The organism is Mesorhizobium sp. RSR565B, from assembly GCF_054719465.1.
Window position 1 is genome coordinate 5,825,826 of record NZ_JBTTIE010000001.1, and the last position, 17,717, is coordinate 5,843,542.

The 17,717-nt window shown below is 61.1% G+C and carries 15 protein-coding genes; 5 read left to right on the plus strand and 10 right to left on the minus strand.

Annotated elements, in window-relative coordinates; all coding sequences use genetic code 11:
• Nucleotides 1-113: 113 nt before the first annotated feature.
• Nucleotides 114-1,310, minus strand: a complete 1,197-nt coding sequence (locus ACYG9R_RS28205; protein ID WP_023825196.1) for an IS256 family transposase — start codon at nt 1,308-1,310, stop codon at nt 114-116.
• A gap of 323 nt (nt 1,311-1,633) precedes the next feature.
• Here ACYG9R_RS28205 and ACYG9R_RS28210 point away from each other — a divergent pair, with 323 nt between their 5' ends.
• Nucleotides 1,634-1,918, plus strand: a complete 285-nt coding sequence (locus ACYG9R_RS28210) for an Hpt domain-containing protein (RefSeq protein WP_023713659.1) — start codon at nt 1,634-1,636, stop codon at nt 1,916-1,918.
• 15 nt (nt 1,919-1,933) lie between these two features.
• On the opposite strand, the gene ACYG9R_RS28215 is transcribed toward ACYG9R_RS28210, so the two are convergent.
• The 6 genes from ACYG9R_RS28215 to ACYG9R_RS28240 form a co-directional block, all read right to left on the minus strand.
• Nucleotides 1,934-3,358 carry a glycosyltransferase family 2 protein gene (locus tag ACYG9R_RS28215; protein WP_023825194.1) on the minus strand — a complete coding sequence of 475 codons (1,425 nt, stop codon included), beginning with the start codon at nt 3,356-3,358 and terminating at the stop codon, nt 1,934-1,936.
• Nucleotides 3,358-4,395 carry a HEAT repeat domain-containing protein gene (locus ACYG9R_RS28220; RefSeq protein WP_023825193.1) on the minus strand — a complete coding sequence of 346 codons (1,038 nt, stop codon included), beginning with the start codon at nt 4,393-4,395 and terminating at the stop codon, nt 3,358-3,360. The genes ACYG9R_RS28215 and ACYG9R_RS28220 overlap by 1 nt, the downstream gene beginning before the upstream one ends.
• Before the next feature lie 2 nt (nt 4,396-4,397).
• Nucleotides 4,398-6,140 carry a YaiO family outer membrane beta-barrel protein gene (locus ACYG9R_RS28225; RefSeq protein ID WP_023825192.1) on the minus strand — a complete coding sequence of 581 codons (1,743 nt, stop codon included), beginning with the start codon at nt 6,138-6,140 and terminating at the stop codon, nt 4,398-4,400.
• Entirely contained in the window at nt 6,140-6,532 is a 393-nt protein-coding gene (locus ACYG9R_RS28230; protein ID WP_023713663.1) for a response regulator transcription factor, read from the minus strand. Before ACYG9R_RS28230 ends, ACYG9R_RS28225 begins: the two co-directional genes overlap by 1 nt.
• Before the next feature lie 255 nt (nt 6,533-6,787).
• Nucleotides 6,788-7,165 (minus strand): response regulator, encoded by a 378-nt coding sequence (locus ACYG9R_RS28235; RefSeq protein WP_023723445.1) that lies wholly within the window; start codon nt 7,163-7,165, stop codon nt 6,788-6,790.
• 5 nt (nt 7,166-7,170) lie between these two features.
• A complete protein-coding gene (locus ACYG9R_RS28240) occupies nt 7,171-9,606 on the minus strand; it encodes a hybrid sensor histidine kinase/response regulator (RefSeq protein WP_023825190.1) in 2,436 nt (811 codons plus the stop codon).
• A gap of 1,127 nt (nt 9,607-10,733) precedes the next feature.
• Here ACYG9R_RS28240 and ACYG9R_RS28245 point away from each other — a divergent pair.
• Nucleotides 10,734-10,976 carry a hypothetical protein gene (locus ACYG9R_RS28245; RefSeq protein WP_196813651.1) on the plus strand — a complete coding sequence of 81 codons (243 nt, stop codon included), beginning with the start codon at nt 10,734-10,736 and terminating at the stop codon, nt 10,974-10,976.
• Nucleotides 10,977-10,994: 18 nt separating this feature from the next.
• On the opposite strand, the gene ACYG9R_RS28250 is transcribed toward ACYG9R_RS28245, so the two are convergent.
• From ACYG9R_RS28250 to ACYG9R_RS28260, 3 genes are all read right to left on the minus strand, one after another.
• Nucleotides 10,995-11,204 (minus strand): hypothetical protein, encoded by a 210-nt coding sequence (locus ACYG9R_RS28250; RefSeq protein WP_023713668.1) that lies wholly within the window; start codon nt 11,202-11,204, stop codon nt 10,995-10,997.
• Nucleotides 11,205-11,293: 89 nt separating this feature from the next.
• Nucleotides 11,294-12,034: an SDR family NAD(P)-dependent oxidoreductase gene (locus ACYG9R_RS28255; protein WP_023825276.1), complete on the minus strand. Its 741-nt coding sequence runs from the start codon at nt 12,032-12,034 to the stop codon at nt 11,294-11,296.
• A gap of 628 nt (nt 12,035-12,662) precedes the next feature.
• Nucleotides 12,663-13,490 (minus strand): methyltransferase domain-containing protein, encoded by an 828-nt coding sequence (locus tag ACYG9R_RS28260; protein WP_023713670.1) that lies wholly within the window; start codon nt 13,488-13,490, stop codon nt 12,663-12,665.
• A gap of 674 nt (nt 13,491-14,164) precedes the next feature.
• Here ACYG9R_RS28260 and ACYG9R_RS28265 point away from each other — a divergent pair.
• The 3 genes from ACYG9R_RS28265 (at nt 14,165) to ACYG9R_RS28275 (ending at nt 17,615) form a co-directional block, all read left to right on the plus strand.
• The gene (locus ACYG9R_RS28265; protein ID WP_023713672.1) at nt 14,165-15,667 is read left to right on the plus strand and encodes a winged helix-turn-helix domain-containing tetratricopeptide repeat protein; all 1,503 of its coding nucleotides are present in this window, start codon (nt 14,165-14,167) and stop codon (nt 15,665-15,667) included.
• A gap of 187 nt (nt 15,668-15,854) precedes the next feature.
• Complete coding sequence (locus ACYG9R_RS28270; protein ID WP_245260165.1) at nt 15,855-16,688, plus strand: thermonuclease family protein; 834 nt, start codon at nt 15,855-15,857, stop codon at nt 16,686-16,688.
• 234 nt (nt 16,689-16,922) lie between these two features.
• Nucleotides 16,923-17,615, plus strand: coding sequence for an SOS response-associated peptidase (locus tag ACYG9R_RS28275; RefSeq protein WP_352813192.1), 693 nt, complete (start codon nt 16,923-16,925; stop codon nt 17,613-17,615).
• Nucleotides 17,616-17,717 lie beyond the last annotated feature (102 nt).

A 17,717-nucleotide genomic window follows, 5' to 3' on the forward strand; every position in this document is an offset into this window, starting at 1 on the left:
GACCAAAGGAATGTGGACCCTCAGGCCCGGTAGCAGCCGTCCCTCACGTCATCCGACTCGTCAGTTCTAGGTTGTGTGCGCAAGTTCTGCAAAATGGGCGATCATGAAACTGGTCATGCGGCTTGGCGTAGAGCGAGCTTCTTGTGCTCGCGCAGATCATCCATGTTGATATAGCGGTTGGCCTCCATCCAGTTTTCGTTGGTTTCGACGGCCAGCGCCCTGACCAGGCGCAGGCAGCTTTCGGCGTTCGGGAAGATGCGCACGACATAGGTGCGCCGGCGGATTTCCTCGTTGAGCCGTTCAAGCATGTTGGTGGACTTGAGGTGCTTGTGATGCTGACGCGGCAGCCGGAAGAAAGTCAGCGTCTGTTCTATGGCTTCTTCCGCCCAGGTGGTCAGCCGCGGGTAGCGGGCGGACCATTTGGACAGCCACGCGGCGTGATCGGGCTTGGCCTTGGCGAGATCGCGCCGGTCGTAGAGCCAGCGCAGTTCCTGCAGACAATCGTCGCCGTGCTTCCTGGGCAGGTGATCGAGCGCGTTCCTGAGGAAGTGGACGTAGCAGCGCTGCCATGCTGCTTCCGGGATCACCTCGCCGATCGCCGCGACCAGGCCGGCATGGTCGTCGGACACGGCCAGTTCGACGCCCTTGAGACCGCGTCGTTTCAAGCCGACGAGGAAGTCCTTCCAGGCCGAGCGGCTCTCGCGATTGGCCATCTCCACGGCCAGGATCTGCCGGCGCCCGTCCCAGTCGATGCCGACCGCGATCAGCACCGCCTGGCTCATCACGATGCCGGCTTCGCGCACTTTCTCGTAGCGGGCATCGAGAATGAGGTAGGGGAATGGCTCCTGAAGCGGTCGTTCGGCAAACGCCTTCAGGCTCTCGTCCAAGCGCTTGTTGATGGCCGAGATCGACGAAGCCGAGAACGCATGACCGCACAGCTCTTCCGTGATCGCCTTGACCTTGCGGGTCGACACGCCCTGCACATACATCTCCGCAAGCGTCGCAACCAAGGCCCGCTCCGAACGCTGGTAGCGCTCGAACAGCTCGGTGGAGAAGTGACCCGCCCGGTCCTGTGGAACCCGCAGCTCAAGCTTGCCCACCCGGGTGACCAGGGTGCGGCCGTAGTAACCCGAGCGATACCCAAGGCGCTCAGGTGTGCGTTCGCCCTTCGAAGCACCCAGCGCCTCCTCCATCTCGGCCTCGAGAACCTCCTGCATTACCGCACGGATCACTTCGTGCAGCCCCTCCGGGTTCGAAAGCAGAATGTCTTTGACGGCAGCGCTGGTCGATTTACCTTCTGTCTTGGTCATGGTGGCGTTCCTTCCAGGGAATCGGTGACGTTGAACATCACCAGCCTGCCATGACCGCCCTCTCTCAGCGAATTTGCAGAACTCTCAGCACACTACCCAGTTCTAGGGCCGCTAGCCGTTAGGGACCGACAACCAGCCATCGAGATACGTCAGCTTTCAGGAAGTGCTCAATCCTGCTTGAGTGTCCGAGATGAGGCGCGAAGCTGCCGTTTGTTGGGGCACGGCCCACTCTAGTCCGCTCTGACGTGCCAAGCAGCTCGTTTTACTCCACCGAATTTTCTGCTTGAATACCTCTGAAACCTGGCCGTGGAGCGCCTCCCATTTTGGAAGATCCTTTCGCCCCCCTACGGCAACGTTTCCTGGCCCGGTGCGCCGCTCAACTAGCGGAGTTGAAGGCGGCGCGTCACACAGCCCTTTTGAAGGGCTCCAACGACTCGCTGATTGGGACGGCGCACTCGCTCGCTGGAGCCGCGGGAACCTTCGGGTTTGCGGAGGTCAGCGTGCAGGCATCGGCACTGGAAACATCGCTGATCGAGCGGGCGGATGACGGAGCCGTGCATGCCGCGCTCGATGCGCTTATAACTGAAATCGAGCGGACGCTGCGGTGATTCAACTGGCTGGACTCACTTCTTGGGGCCAGTCAGGCCGGTCCTGGTCATCTCGCCCCAGCTTTGGTCGGCGCGCAGATATTGCCACCATCCCTTCACGCGCCAGAGATTGTTGAGCTGGCGGTAACCGAAATTCTCGATCACAGCCACGGCCGTGAGCAAGGCGAGATCCCGCGCGCGCGGAAAACGTTGAAGCTCGGCCTCTTCGAGGACCAGCGAACACACGCTCACGCAAACCCCGTAGGTGAAAACCAGCGACGTGAATGCCAAGAGATATTCGGTCGAAAGGATGCCGAGCAGCCAGAAGGTCGGGATCAGCACATAGCCCAGCACCTCCGATATCGGCCCCAGCACATCGACAATCAATATGTGGCCAAACCCAAGGAAGCCAACGCGCCCATAGCGGGGGTTGAAGAGCATGGAGCGGTAACGGAAGAAGCATTCGAGCGCACCGCGCTGCCAGCGCGTACGCTGCCTTGCCAGAACGCGAAGTGACTCCGGCGCTTCGGTCCAGCACACCGGCTCAGGAATGAACTGGATGCTGTATCTTCGCTTGGTGTCCATCATGTGGCGATGCAGCTTGATCACGAGGTCCAAATCTTCACCCATCGACCCACTGGTGAAGCCGCCAACCGCCACAACTTCCGTGCGGCGAAACAGACCAAAGGCGCCGGACACCAGCATCAGCGAGTTGATGCGGCTCCACGCAAGCCGCGCCATGAGAAAGGCCCGCAAATATTCGACCACCTGCAGCAGCGGCAATAGCCGGCGCGGCAGCCGGACCTCGCGCACCCTCCCACCTTCGATCCTGGAGCCGTTGGCAATCCGAATCGTGCCGCCCACGGCGATGGTGCGCTCTGGATCGTCGATGAAGGGCTGCGCGGCACGCATCAACGCATCGGGCTCGAGGATGGAATCGCCATCGATCACGCAAAACAGCGGCGCGCGGCAGACATTGATACCGGCATTCTGGGCATCGGCCTTGCCGCCATTTTCCTTGTCGACCACGAACAGCCGTTCGGTAATCAACGAGGAATAGAGCCCACGAATCGGCTTGTGCGCCAGGGCGTCCTCATAAGGCCGGTGGAATTTCACCAGCTTGAAGCCTTCGATAAGGCGCTGCAGAGTCTGATCCTTCGAGCCGTCATTGATGACGATCACCTCGAAATTCGGATATTCGAGCGCCAGCATCGAGTGCACGCTCTCGACTACGTTAACTTCCTCATTGTAGGCAGGCACCAGCAGCGCGATCGGCGGCGCGACGTCGCCGTAACGGTGCCACAGCAGGGCCGATCGCGCGACCGGCGGGCGCTTGGACAGCGCGTAGGCGGCAATGATGAGTTGCAGGAGGTATACCGCCGTCTGCGCCAGCCCTGCCCCAATAATGAACCAGGACAGGATGGAGGCACCCAGGACGATCTCTTGGCTCCAGTCGAACATCACGCGGCCGGCCCCTCGGCAAGGATCAGTGAGGCCGTGCGCTGGCGGCGCGAGACCTCGCTGGCGGCGATCTCGCGCAGCACCTGTTCTCCCTGCTGGCCGAGCGAGCGCAATGCGTTAGCGGCCGCATAGCGCACGGTCCATGCCTCGTCGTCCATCAGCTGAGCGAGCGGCGCGGCGAGTTCAAACAGGCCGAGGCGGCCCGCTGCATCGGCAGCGTCGGCACGCACATCCCAGCCGCCACTTTCCATCGCCTTGGCCAGGATGGCCGGCGCATTGGCATGTCCCGTCAGGCCGAGTGCCCGCAATGCGGCTGCGGCGACCTCCGGTGACGGATCGCAAGCCGCGCGAGCAAAGAACTCACCAAACCGGAGGCCTCCGTTGCGAGCAAGCGCATCGATTGCCGCCGCCCTGATAAAAGGCACTGCGTCCTCACGGCTGCCGTAATCCTCAAGCTCGTCGAACCGCTTTGACGGAAAGCGCCTGAAAAGCTCGATGACGCGCCGCGAGCGCTGCCCCGCCACGCCGATCTTGCGTAGCGTTATGACCAGCGGCGGCAGGGCGCCGATATCGCACAGCGCAATGGCGACGGCGATCCTGACCTCGCGCGACCGGTCGCGATCGAGCGCCGAAAGCAGGTTTGCCACCGCGTCGTCCGAACGCAGCGCCCCCAGCATCTCGGCCGCGTGGATGCGTTCGGCGCCGTTGCCCTTTTCAAGCTGGGTGCCGACAAGGGTCGGCAGGCCACATTCGTTGAAGGCTGAAAGCAGCTCGTCGTGCTCCTCGCCGCGCAGCAGCGAGATAAACTCGAAGCCGGCATCGATCGCCACCCTTGCCGGCACCGCAAGCAGCGCCGTCTTCAATGCCTCGCGATCGCGATTTTCGGTGAAGGCGATCAGCGCCGTTAGAAGAAGGCGCCGCTGATCGGCGCCCGCCGTCCCCCGGCGCTCGTGCAGCACCCGGCGCCCGATCAGCAGAAGCATGATCACCAGGGAAAGGGCACTGAGCAGGATGGACAGGTACCAGACGTACAACATGATCAGAACCGCGCAGTCAGGCCGAGCCCGAATGTGGTTAGATCGAATGTCGGGCGCTGCTCATGGGCGAGGCTACTGCGCAGCGTCAGCGGGTCGGAAACGTCCCAGGAGATGCCCCCAAAGACGGTACGCGTAGGCACCAGCGTGCCGTCGGAGATCTCGGGGGCATCCCCAAAACCACCAAAAACATTGACGCTAGGGGTGACTGCAAGATCGACTCGCAGGACATAACCATCGGCGCGCGTGCCGATATCGTCGGCCGCGTGCACCCATCGCGCCGAAAGCCCGAGCTGGCCGCCCAGGACATAGGCCTGCACCCAGGGCGAGATGGTGGTGATCTCGGTGTTGGCAAAATTGTCATAACGGGTATCGACGTTAAGCGAGAACGGGCCAAACGCTTTGGCGGCCGCGAGGATCTGCCATGAAGCGCCGGCTCCGATCGAGTAGCGCGCAAGGAAATCGGCATCCGGCGTCGCAGCCACCAGCGCATGCGCTGAAACAGTGGGCGAGAAAGCCTGGTCGATGCGGCCCTCGATCTGGAAGTCGGTGTGGCCGAAGCGGGTCGCCACCCGGGTGCGGCCCGAAATGGTCGTTTGCGCGCTGAGCCGATATGCTAGGCCAGCCGAACTGTCGGTCCATTCGCCAAGCCCGTCGGTGAGATCGCTCACTTCGCTGCCCAGATCGAACCGCCATTTGCGTGGCGGCGGCGCGGCGAGCCTCTGCTCGACATCGCGCGAGCCGGGGTCGAGGGCAAGCGCCTGGCGGTAGGCGTCTCGCGCGCCAGCATCGTCGCCACGCCCTCGGCGCAGATCGCCGATCCCCACAAGCGCCTCAGCGTTGCGCGGATCGACCGCCAACACCCGCAGAAACGATTGCTCGGCCTGCGTGTAATCCTGCTCCAGCATGGAAATCCGCGCATCGAGAGCGATCAGTTCGGTATTGTCACGTTCAGCGCCAAGCACATCATCGATCATTGTGCGGGCGCGCGGCACGTCGTTCTGCCAGATCGCTAGACGGACCTTGCCTAAACGGGCGTCGAGAAGTCCGGGCCTGATGGCCAGCGCCCGGTCGAAGAAATTCCCGGCTTCGTCGAATTTCTGTTGGGATCCAGCCACGAGACCCATGGCGACCAGGATGTCGGTGTTTTTCGGCGCCAGCCGCAGCGCTCGGCGGTAGGCGTTCTGCGCCTCGGGCAATTGTCCCGCCGCCCGCAATCTCTGGCCCTTCTCCATCAGTCCGGCGACGGGATCCGGCCGCGGCGGACGCAGCCTCTTCCTCACGGTCGCAGGCTTCGCTTTGCTGCTACCGGCTTGCTGGGCCTTGTGGATGCTGGCGACAAGCGTACTCGCATCGGCATTGTCGGGCTGGGCACGCGAGACTTTTTCGGCCAGCGGCAGGGCAGCGTCCAGATTGCCCGACCGGAACTCGACCTGAGCCATGCCGAAGCTGGCATCCAGATATTCCGGCGCAATCGCAAGCGCCTTGGAAAACGCTTCACGCGCCGCCCGCAGATTGTTGCGGCCAAGTTCGGTGAAGCCAAGTTGCACCAGGGCGTCGGCATTGTCCGGCTTGAGCGCCAGCGCACGCCTAAGCAGCTGCGCCGCCTCGTCGAAATGCTGGGCCTGTCTGGCCTTGACGCCGGAGGCGTACAGTTCCTCGACCGTCTGGGCCAGCGTCGCGGCGGGCGCTGCCGCAACCGCCAGGAAGACGCATGCTGCAACCATGGCGCACCGGCCGCGCCTCATCAGCGCTTCCCGCTCTTCCGCGCCAATAGACGCGCAAGCCGGGCCAGGAGTTCCTCGGGAATGAAGGGTTTCACTAGGTAGTCGTCGGCCCCCTTCTCAAGGGCCGAGACGATGTCTTTTTCGCCCTTGCGGGCGGTCAGCATGACCACCGGGATTTCCGACAAAGCCGGGTCGCTCTTTATGCGGGCAAGAACCTCCAGGCCGTCGGCCTTGGGCATCATAGCGTCGAGCACGATGATATCGGGCGCCTCATGCTCCGCCTTCAAGAGCGCTTCCGCCCCGTCTACTGCTTTGATGACCTCGTATCCCTTTGCCCTGAGCCTGAATTCCATCAGTTCGATCAAGAGGGGATCGTCATCGCAAATCAGAACTCTTGCCTTCGCTCCGTTCAACCGCCTTGCTCCGGTTCCGTCGCCCCCCGGAGTGATCAATCCATGAACCACATCCGCCAACGTGGCTCATGCAGAGAAACAGTTCTCAACTCTCATCGACGTCTGCCGATGCCAGGCGATTATAGACCACCTGATTCGCTACGCCTGCACCTCGGCACAATCAGTAGATGAATAAGGAGACATGGTATAGGAGCCGTGAACGGCGTCGCTCAGTCTGCAGCCAGACTGCGCTCGGTGCCCAAGCCAAAGGTCGGCTCAGGCGCGCGGTCGAAGCAATCTTTTGACTTCACCGGCAAGCGCAAGCGGGTCGAACGGCTTGGCGATAACCCCTACCGCCCCCATCGCCAGGTAGCGTTCGACCTCATGCGTCTGGGTGCGCGCGGTGATGAACACCACGGGTATCGAAGCCGTCGCCCCAGACTCGGCCAGGCGCCGCAGCGTCTCTGGTCCGTCCATGTCCGGCATCATCACGTCGAGCAGAATAAGGTGGGGTCGCCATTCGGCGGCATCGGCGAGCGCCTGCGCGCCGGACGGGCAGGACAGCACCTCGAACTCCGGCTCGAGTTCCAGCGACATCTGGGCGATTTCGCGGATATCGTCCTCGTCATCCACATAGAGAATCCTTGCGGGCATGAGCGTCACTCCTTGGGGTGCGCGGCAGGTTGGGTGCGGGACGAAACCAACATGCTCCTGACCAGCTTTGCCACATCGATTTCCGACGCCCTGGTCTTGGTCAGGATAGCCTGCACGCGATCACCTAGTTTCTGGTCTAGCTCCGCCGCCGAAAACACGATTACCCCAGTCTCGAGCGGCAGATCGGCCAGCAGGTCCAACCCCGATCCGTCGGGGAGTGCAATATCCAGGATCACCAGATCGAAGCGATGCCGGCCGATCGCCTCCCGGGCGTCCTTGAGGGTCTTCGCAGAACTGATTGAGACACCCGAACCCAACCCCTCCGACATCACCGCAAGCACGCCCTCGTCGTCCTCGACATGCAGAATCTTCGGCCTCTGCTCGGTCCTGCCAGCAAGGATCTTGGCAAGGGCGGCGTGAAGCCGCTTTGAATCCACCGGCTTCTCCAGCCAGTCGACAATACCGACGGCGCTGCCGTTCAGCGATCCCCTGGCCTCATCGGCAACGGCGGAGATGACGATGACCGCGATGTCGGAATTGACCGGCGATGCCCTAATGTCGTGGAAGAGCTTGATACCGGATTCCCCCGCCAGCTTGATGTCGAGGGTCAAGGCCACGTATTCGCGGGACCTCAGAAGCGCCGTTGCCGTGGCGATATCGGGTGCGATGTCGCTGGAAAAGCCCTCCGCATCCAAGAGTGCCGCAATCACGGCGGCGACGTCGGATTCGTCTTCACAGATCAGAACCCGTAGGCGGCCATCGGGCTTCCGCGTCAGGTGCGGTGGCGGATACGGCCTTGGGTGGTGCCTGCGTGCTTCTGCAAGGTCGAGGTGGAACGAGGTTCCCTTGCCTTCCTCGGTTTCGAACGAAATGGCTCCGCCCAGTTTTTCGGTGATGGCCTTGACGATGCTCAACCCCAGGCCGGTGCCGCCTACCTTACGGGTGCTGGAAGCGTCCGCCTGCTCGAATTTTCCGAATATACGGCCGCGGAAAGCCTCCGGGATGCCAGTGCCCTGATCCATGACGGAAATACGCAGCATGTCGCCGTCACGACGCTGGAATTTCACCGTGACGGTGCCATCCGCATGCGAGAACTTGATCGCGTTCGACAGAAGGTTCGCCATCACCTGATGCAGGCGATCCGGATCGATGTTGGCCTCAGCGCGTGGGGCATCGTCGATCAGAACGATCTTGATCCGGCTGTCAGCCATGTAGTTGGAGCTGGCGGCAATGGCCTGCTCTAGCACCTGACGGACAGACATCTGCTTGATCTTGAAGGTGATCACGCCCGATTCGATCTTCTCGATATCCAGAATGTCGTTGATGAGGAGAACCAGCCTTTCGCTATTGGTGTGGGCGATGTTGACGAGATTCGCGGCCTTCGGCGGCAGTTCGCCGGCAACACCGGCCGCGATCAGGCCAAGCGAGCCGCGGATGGAGGTCAACGGGGTGCGCAATTCGTGGCTGACCGTGGAAATGAAATCGTTCTTGAGCTGGGCGGTGCGCTTCTGCTCGGTGATGTCGCGATTGTAGGTGATGACGCCAGCGATGTTGCCCGCCTCGTCGCGGAAGGGGGCCTTGAGCGTGTAGAGCCAACCTTGCCGGCCGTCCGGGAAAAGCGCCGGCTGGTCAATCCGCAACGTCTGCCCGGCCTCCAGCGCGCCCATCTCATCTTGCCGGAAGCGCTCGGCTACATCCCTGGGGTAGAAATCGAAATCCGTCTTGCCGATCAGATCGTCGACCGAAGCGGCGCGAACCATTTCGGCGGTGGCGGGGTTGGCGGCGATGAAGCGGCCGTCGACATCCTTTATATTCAGGCAATCCGGCAGTTCGCGAACCATGGCCCGGTAGGTCATGTTGGACATCAAGAGCTCCCGCCGGCGCTGCTGCCGGTCGAGCAGGACGCCGATGATGATTGTGCTTAGGAAGCGGAACACGAGGGACGGGAACGTGCTCTGCTGCACAAGACCGGTGAGCGCTTGCGCTGGGATGACCAGGAGCGTGATAAGCCCGGCGAGAGCGACCGTTACGCTAAGACCGAATATGTCGTACATGGTGCGCGATCGGGCCGCGACGATGTGGTGCCACGCGATGCCGACGATTGCGGTGATGAGGATACCCATGACACCAGCACCTGCACCCTGCCCGCCGAGATGGGCGCGATAGACAATGGAGCCGGCCGTGGCGATGAGCATTGCCGGCCATCCGCCGAAGAACGCGGCCGCAGCAATGAAGGCGGCGCGCAGATCGACGACGAAGCCGGAGACGGACAGGGCCGTCGCCATGGAGATGACCGCGCCAACGCACATGACCAAGCCGAGAAGCAGCGACTGCATCCGCCGCGAGAGACGCCCGGTGAAATCCGCCACAAGGTCCCAGGCGACCACGAGAATGGAGACCAGGGCAAGGTTGGCGAGGAGTGAATGCCAGATGTCGGTCATCACTTCGGCTCCTTTTCCCGACAAATACCGGCAAAACCTATCCGAGATCTAAAGAAATTGCAGACGGTCGGTGGCACTGCGACCCTGCGATCAGGGCAGCACGGTGGTAGCGCCTTGATTGCTTGCGCTTCTCAACCAGTCAGTCAGAAGGGTCAAGGGCGATGTCCTGCGCAGTCGCCCCTACTGCATTGTTCTGCTCTAACTGCTGCCGGACAGAGGCGAAGTTGCATTATGGCCGACGTGACGCGCGCATAGCGGACGGTCGCTTAAGGCCGAACATAGGTATCAGCTTATCGCCATTGTACATCGAGGTTTAGGCTTGGCCCATCATGTCACAACGGGCGGTGGCGGGCCCAAATGTTACGCTGGACCGCGCCGGATAAGTTACGTCGCCTGGGGGTATACCCTGAAGTGCGACCTATGAGACCCTGCAGTGTGCTCAGATGACTGGCAGCTTCACGCTCTCCAACTTCAAAAAGCCGACGTTCAACGATGATCTACATCAGCTAGTAAGCTGCAGAGCAACTCACCACTTGACCCGCTAATCCCAGTGAGCCAGTCAGCGCATGACTGCCACCCAAGTTTTGAGGTCTGTGCGGGGCGACGGCTTCGCCGAACACCGAGAACCTGTCGTCGGCTCAGTTGATCGCGCCGCCTATGGGCGGAGGTGAGTTTCGCCTCTACGGGGGCGATGAGGCGCTACGCTGCCCCTTGGGCGACCCTCACTATCCTGCAAGAAGTGATTCTGTAATCGACTCCCACTCTGCGTCTAGCTTGTCAGTTGCCACAGGCTGCCCGGCGCGGCGGTACCAGTAGGCTGCATTAGAAAGGTCGCCTTCTTTGCGGTGCAGATAGGCATGAACCCATACAGAGGCCGGATCAGATTCGTTGGCCTGCACACACTCATGCGCCCGCTCCCAATCGCCCTGTCTATCCCACCATAGAGCGTGGAGCGCCATCCCAAGATTCGCCGGGGGCTCTACCCCTGAAGGGTCGCACGGAACTCGTCGATGTCCATAGTTACCTCGCCTCTGGCTACGCCGGTCCTGTCCATGTCCCGCAGATCGTGACCATTCAAGTGGAGGAGATCGAAGGCGACGAAGTACAGCTCATGCTGGCGGCGGATTATGGCCTTGTCGCAGCGCCTGATAGTCCGAAAGGCCGGCTTGGTTGAGAATGACTATTTCGCCGTCGATGATGGCATTCTCGACGCCAAGGCGTTTGCCGTCTGTCGGCAGCGGGAAGCCATCCACACCGAGCGCTGCGACGGACGAACTTTTCCATTTACGCGTCAGTTCAATAACAAATACTTGCTCAGAATCGGACGAGCCATCCTGGATGAGCAGTACGGAGGCTGGTTGAATGGCTAACTTGTCATGCCACCTTAGTCAGGCGAACCCTCCGGGGAACCTCCCATGAGATAGCCTCTGCTTCAGGTCGTTGGCATTCAGGATGGCTGCCAGCTCTTCGGCATACTCCATGTCGGGAAGGTCGATAGATGGGTGGCCCGCTACAATAGCCGGCAGCCCGGTGAACACGTCGAACACCGTCCACGTCCCATCTAGTTCCCGCCTTACCTCGTACCGCAGAGTTGCCATGAGGGGATCACATAGGTCCGCGTTAGGGGTTGGGAATATTTGGTCCACGGTGACGCGGGGCCGCCTGAAAGCACCGAGATGGTCGGCGCTCAGTAGCGAGCCCGCCCACCCGACATGTCGAATACCGCGCCGGTATTGAAGTTGCTGGCGTCCGAGCACAGCCAGGCCACCATGTGGGCAACTTCTTCGACCCGGCCGAGCCGGTTCATTGGACTATCGGCGACCATTGTCTCGACAGCTGCGACCCCGAGGTTTCGGATCATGTCCGTATCGATTGGCCCAGGAGCGACGCAGTTCACGCGTATGTTTGTATTGGCGACCTCACGCCCAAGCGCCTTTGTGAAGACTACGATACCTGCGCTGGAGGCTGAATAGGCGGCAAGGTTGGCAAGTCCTTCCTTGCCCGCCAAAGAGCCCATATTGACAATGCGGCCAACACCCCATTTTCGCATGTGGGGCAAAACCAACTGCGTCACTTGCATCGTGCCGATCAGATTGGTTTCGATGATGCTTCGCCAGTCTGCAGGTTCGTGTTGGTCAAACGGGTGAAGGGTTCCTAGATAACCGGCGTTGTTAACCAGAACGTCTATACGCTGGCCACGACCGACGATCATGTTGATCGCATGGGTTACCTGATCGCGGCTGGTAATATCGACCTTCGTAGACACCACACCCTTCAGTTCGATCTGATCTCGATCCCACACGTGCACTGCAGCACCCGACGCTACAAGGCGCTCTACGATTGCCTTGCCGATACTCTTTGCTCCGCCGGTTACGACGGCTGTCTTGCCAATGAGGTCATATGATACCGGCACAAAGCCCCCGTTCATGCGTGTTCACACGGGCTAAGTTTAACAGCATCGCATATTTTCGCCAGCGGCCAGACCGGTGTCACCAGGTCTTGGCAGCGCCGGAGCCAGCTATGACCTGGTCGGCAGCGAGCTCCAGATCGTACACCGACGATGTTGTTCTTTGTCCCGCTCTCCTGCGGCGACACGCCATTGCCCAGTTTGAAAGAACCAAAGAGACAATCAGGACAGGCCGGCGATATTTCCATGAGGGGCTTTCGCCATTAGTTAGCGCTTCGCGGTCAGAGAGCCGCCTGCATGTTGGGCAGAGATGCTTTAGCACCTAATACAATCGTGCCAGCCGCGATGCCTATCCCCATTTGCATTGGCGTCTCCCCCGATGGGCTCTGGCTAGAAGCATTCCAAACCGATCAGGACATCCGCGCGTATTGGAGAGGCTATGCCCTTGCGGGCGTGGTGTGCGCCGTTTTGCTGATCATCGAGCTTGTGGCAATTCACCTGCTGCCCTGAGGTAGCAGCGCTGTCTTGATGGCGCTATCGCTGCAGCGGTCGGACGGCTCTAGTGCGCCTTCTCCGCCTCCATCGTTGAGCGGTTAATTTCAGCTCGAGCGGGCTGGACGAGGGAAGCTCGGGCGCATGACCGTGGTGCCTACATTCGTCGTGACCAGGCGCCCACCTCATATCGGCCGACCACCACGCTTCCGCTTGCATAAGCCTCGGCGCGAATTCGATCTTGCAGCGTTTCGGGACCGAGTTCTGAAGCTGCGATAACGCCCATCTGCTCCATGACCGGAGCCATGGTCGCTGCGAGATCGGAGATCAGATCAATGCCGCTCATACTGTCTGATCCACCTCCGGCGAGAGCACTTACCGCCATGCTAGGGGCCGGCAGCCCGGCTTTTACGAAGGTCGCATGGAGCTGCAGGCCCATGTTGGGGTTGGTCCCTACACGACGAAATGTCTCCACAATGCACCGAAAGCAGTTGTCGTACGTTGGGACGGAGGGAAACGAGGCAGCGCCAGTCCAGTCGACTTCGTGGAATACCATCACGCCCCCGGGACCAAGATGCCGCGCAACCCCTCTCAACATCTCGACCGGATCGGGCGCGAACATTAGGACGTATCGGCCAACAACAGCGTCGAACGCTATATCGAAAGTGAAGGTGGCAGGATCACACTGGTGGAAGATTACATTCTCCAAACCACGTTGCGCGGCTCTCGCCCGAGCAGCGTCAAGAGCCTCCGCCGACCTGTCAGAGCCGATAACAAGACCTGTGGGTCCGACAATATCAGCCGCGAGAAAGGCGACATCGCCAGCGCCGCTCCCCACGTCAAGGACATGCATTCCCGCTCGAAGGCCAGCTCGCCGCAGGTAATCCCGGGTCATCGGGTCAACCAATGCCGCCTGCGTCGCCAGCCTTCTCAGTTCTCTTTCCGAATGTCCCAACTCGTATTCGTGCTGACGTTCGCTTGTCATACTGGCGTGCCCCCGCACAACCGCTACTGCTTCGTGAATTGAAGAAAGGTTAGGGTGCGCGGATGAGGACATCAAGAGCGGAAGGCTTGTCCAACTCCTCCCTGGTTGGAAGATCAGCGTCGGGGCGCAGGAGAGTGCCGTGTGGGTCGCTTATCCTTCCCGCGCCTACCTGCCGCTGAAGACGCGGAAATTTCTTTAAAAAGCAGATAATCCCGGAGGGTTCGAACTCTTGATCCTCTACCACCTTCGAGGTTCTAACCATTCTCCGATCCCTTCATGGCTTCCCGGAAGCCGGGCGTTTGCGGGATGTGCGGCCGAAAGCTGGGGAGAGCGGACACAACGTTCCCGCCCAAACTGCTCTCCGAATGCCCATCTTTCTCCGAAGCTGGGGAGTACCTCCCAAAATCCCTAGATTCACAACAGCAATATCAATGCTTTACCGCCAGCCTTGCTCCGGTCAGTTCTGCGGTTCCCTATCTCTGATCAGCGGCGCAGGCCAATACGCAGTCGGGGTAGCCACTCCGGACATTTGCGCGCAGCGGCCAGCGCCCGATCGCTATCTTCTAATCGATGGACAGGTGGCCGCGTTCTGGGCATAGGCCTCGAAAGCGACCCCGGGATTAAAGGGGTGCCGACACTGTTCCGAAAACCGCCGGAACGTCTAATATGCCCAGATGCAGGGGACACGCATCGCTTTTGGTCCGTTCGTACTCGATCCCGACGTAGGGACGCTCCTGAAAGAGCAGATCCCGATCGTTGTTGGGCATCGTGGGCTGACGCTGCTTGCTGCGCTTACGGCCCGGCCCGGCGAGATCCTGACCAAGGCCGAACTGATGGACGCTGCCTGGCCGGGAACCGCCGTTGAGGAAGGCAACCTTACGGTCCAAATAGCGACACTGAGAAAGGCACTCGGTCCGGCTGACAACGGCGGCGAGTGGATCGCCACGGTGCCTCGCGTCGGCTACCGCTTCATCGGGACTGTCGAGCCGGTGGCGAGCGCATCCCGCAGACCGATACCAGGGTCCGGCAAGCCGTCGATTGCGGTCCTGCCTTTTGCCAATTTGAGCGGCGATCAGGACCAGCAGTATCTCAGCGATGGCATAACCGAGGACATAATTACGGAGCTGGCCAGGTTCCGCTCCCTCCTTGTCATCGCGCGGAATTCATCTTTTCAGTTTCGCTATCCGGCATTGGACATTGCCGAAGTCCATCGCAAACTCGGAGTTCGCTACCTCGTCGAAGGCAGCATACGAAAGCTCGGTGATCGCATTCGGATCACCACACAGTTGATTGACGCTACCACCGGTACCCACCTGTGGGCCCAACGGTACGACAGGGCCCTCGACGACGTCTTCGCATTGCAAGACGAGGTTGCGGCTCTCATCGCCTCGATGGTCGAAGGCCAAGCGGAGGCCGATTCGACGAGCAGGACCAGACGCAAGCCTCCGGCCGATTGGGATGCATACGACTGCTACCTGCAGGGGCGCGCACAGTTCTACCGGTATGAACTGGACATGGCCGAGCCCCTATTCGTCCGGTGTGTCGAGCTCGATGCGACGTTCGCTCAAGGCCACGCCTTCCTCGCGCAGGCGCTTGTCGGCAGATTTTGGTACGACCACGATCCGCGGACGCTACAGAACGCCTGGGACTCGGCACGAACGGCGCTCGCTCTCGACAGGAGCGATGGCGTCTGTCACCAGAGCATGGGCCTGGTGCTTACGCACATGCGCCAGCACAGCGACGCGGGAGTGCATTTCGAGCAAGCGCGCTCATTGAACCCGTTGGACGTGAACATAGCGGGGGACTACGCAAGCTGGCTCAACTACGGCGGCCGGGCCGAGAGCGCGCTGAACGTGCTCGAATCTGCGCTGCTGCGCGACCCGTTACCTCCAATATGGTTCTGGGAGGTGAAGGGCAGCTCCCTCTTCCTGCTAAGAAGGTACTCGGAGGCCGTCGGTTCGTATCAGAAGGCCGGCGACCAATTCTTCATTCATGCCTTTCTCGCAGCGGCGTACGCACATTTGGGCGAGACGCAGAAGGCGCGTGCTGAAGTTCAGGAAGCACTGATGAGGAAACATGACCTGACTATCCGGCTGATTTCACGTCTCCCGTTCGCCGACCAAGTCGACCTCGAGCTTTTCACGTCAGGCTTCAGAAAGGCCGGATTTCCCGCGTGAACGCACCTTCGGGAGCGCGCCGGTCAGGCCCGACAGCCGAATGCACCCCAACAGGTCATCGAACCCCCTTAACCGAGATCGAAGTCGAGGGCGTCGGCACGCATCGGCTTCCGGGCTAGCATTCCGCGCGTCTCGTCTTCTGGACTCTTCGTTGAAACAGTCGCATCCTCCCTGCGGGGAAGAGGGCGTGGACAAATACCGATACGACAATCGATCTGATCGCTGGCGAAAGCGAACCGGTGCCAAGCATAGCCGTGCGCACCGATGGGCGAATGTGCCGCGGCGCCTGATTTTGGTGACTGCGGTAGCGGCTGGCGCTCTGGTCGCGCAAACCGCCATCCAGCACAGCGAAAGTTTGCCAGAGATCAATGCATCGAACTGGTTCGGCTCGAAGCCGGCGCCGATCGCCGGTGTCGCGTCTGTGATCGACGGCGACACGATCGAGATCCACGGACAGCGCATCCGCTTGAACGGCATCGATGCGCCCGAGAGTAAGCAATATTGCGACGACGGTAAGGGCTTCGAATACGCCTGCGGGCGCCATGCTGCCCAAGCCTTGCACGAGTTCCTGGCTGCATCGCGTCCGTTGCACTGCAGCTTTGTTAACCGAGACCGGTACGGCCGGCTTGTTGGGGATTGCGATCGCGCCGACGGTCGCAACGTCCAGAGCTGGCTTGTCGAGCGGGGCTTGGCACTAGATTGGCCGCGCTACAGCCACGGAGCCTACGCAGGACAGCAGGCGAAGGCCCAGGCAGCGAAGGTCGGTCTGTGGGCTGGGGCGTTTCAGGCGCCATGGGATTGGCGCGTAGAGCATGCGAACGGCACCACCAGGCCGTCTGCAAAACAACCACTCGGCATGATGAGCAATGGGCAGGTGGCGCAGAGCTATTCTTGTCAGCCGCGGCGAACTTGTCCCCAGATCAGTTCGTGCGATGAGGCTAATTGGTACTTGGCCAACTGCTCTTGGGGCGGCAAGCTCGACCGCGACAAGGACGGCGTTCCTTGCGAGAGCCTTTGCTAAGTCGGCAGTGAGAGGGACATGGCATGATCGTTGTCGGCTTTGCCTTTTTGCCTCCACGGCGCACACCAAGGCGAACTCTGCGGTCGCCCAGAGCCTTCCGCAAGGCTACTAAGGCAATCAATCGGCCACCGCCGCCGAGAAACGCAGCGTCTGGCGCCGCAGCGACGAGTATAGGAGAATTCCGACCTTGGCCCGCTCAGCATGCCTGAACTCCTGCGCAACTGAGGCAGAGCGATGTGCGGACGTTACACCAAATATCTGTCGTGGTCGGAAATCCACCGGCTCTACCGCCTGACTGCGCCGGCGGAGACGGGCCGCAACGACGAGCCCCGGTACAACATCGCGCCGACTCAGGATGTCCCATTCGTCACTGCCGGTGAGGGTGGCAACCACCGGCTGCGTGAAGGGCGCTGGTGGCTGGTCCCTTTCTGGGCAAAGGAAATGCCCAAGGCGGCTATGTTCAATGCCAGGATTGAGGGCATCGATACAGCGCCCGCCTTCCGCGACGCCTACAAGTCCAAGCGCTGCCTGATCCCTGCCGATGGCTTCTACGAGTGGACGATATCGCCTGCCGACGGCAAGAAAGACCCTTGGCACATCTACCAGCCAGGCCACGCGCCTTTCTCGTTCGCCGGGCTTTGGGCTTACAATTCCAATCTCGACATAACCAGCTGCACCATCATCACCGAGCCTGCCGCAGAACCGATGAAGCAGTTGCATGATCGGCAGCCTCTCATTCTCGACCCGGCCTACTATGACGCCTGGCTGGACCCGGCGACGCCCAAGGACAGCCTCAAGGACATTCTCAGCCACGACATCGACGGTCAGCTGCAGTTCAACCGCGTTGGACGTGAGGTGAACACGAGCGCCGTCAACAAGTTGCCCAACGACCATCCCGGCCTGGTCGGGCCGATCAACCCGTTATGAGCGACGAACCGAGCCGGCTTGCCGAAGGGATGACAGCGATTCCGCGCGGCCGAGAGCCGATCGAAAATCGCTTTGCGAGCATTCTGGCTGCGGCAAGCTCGG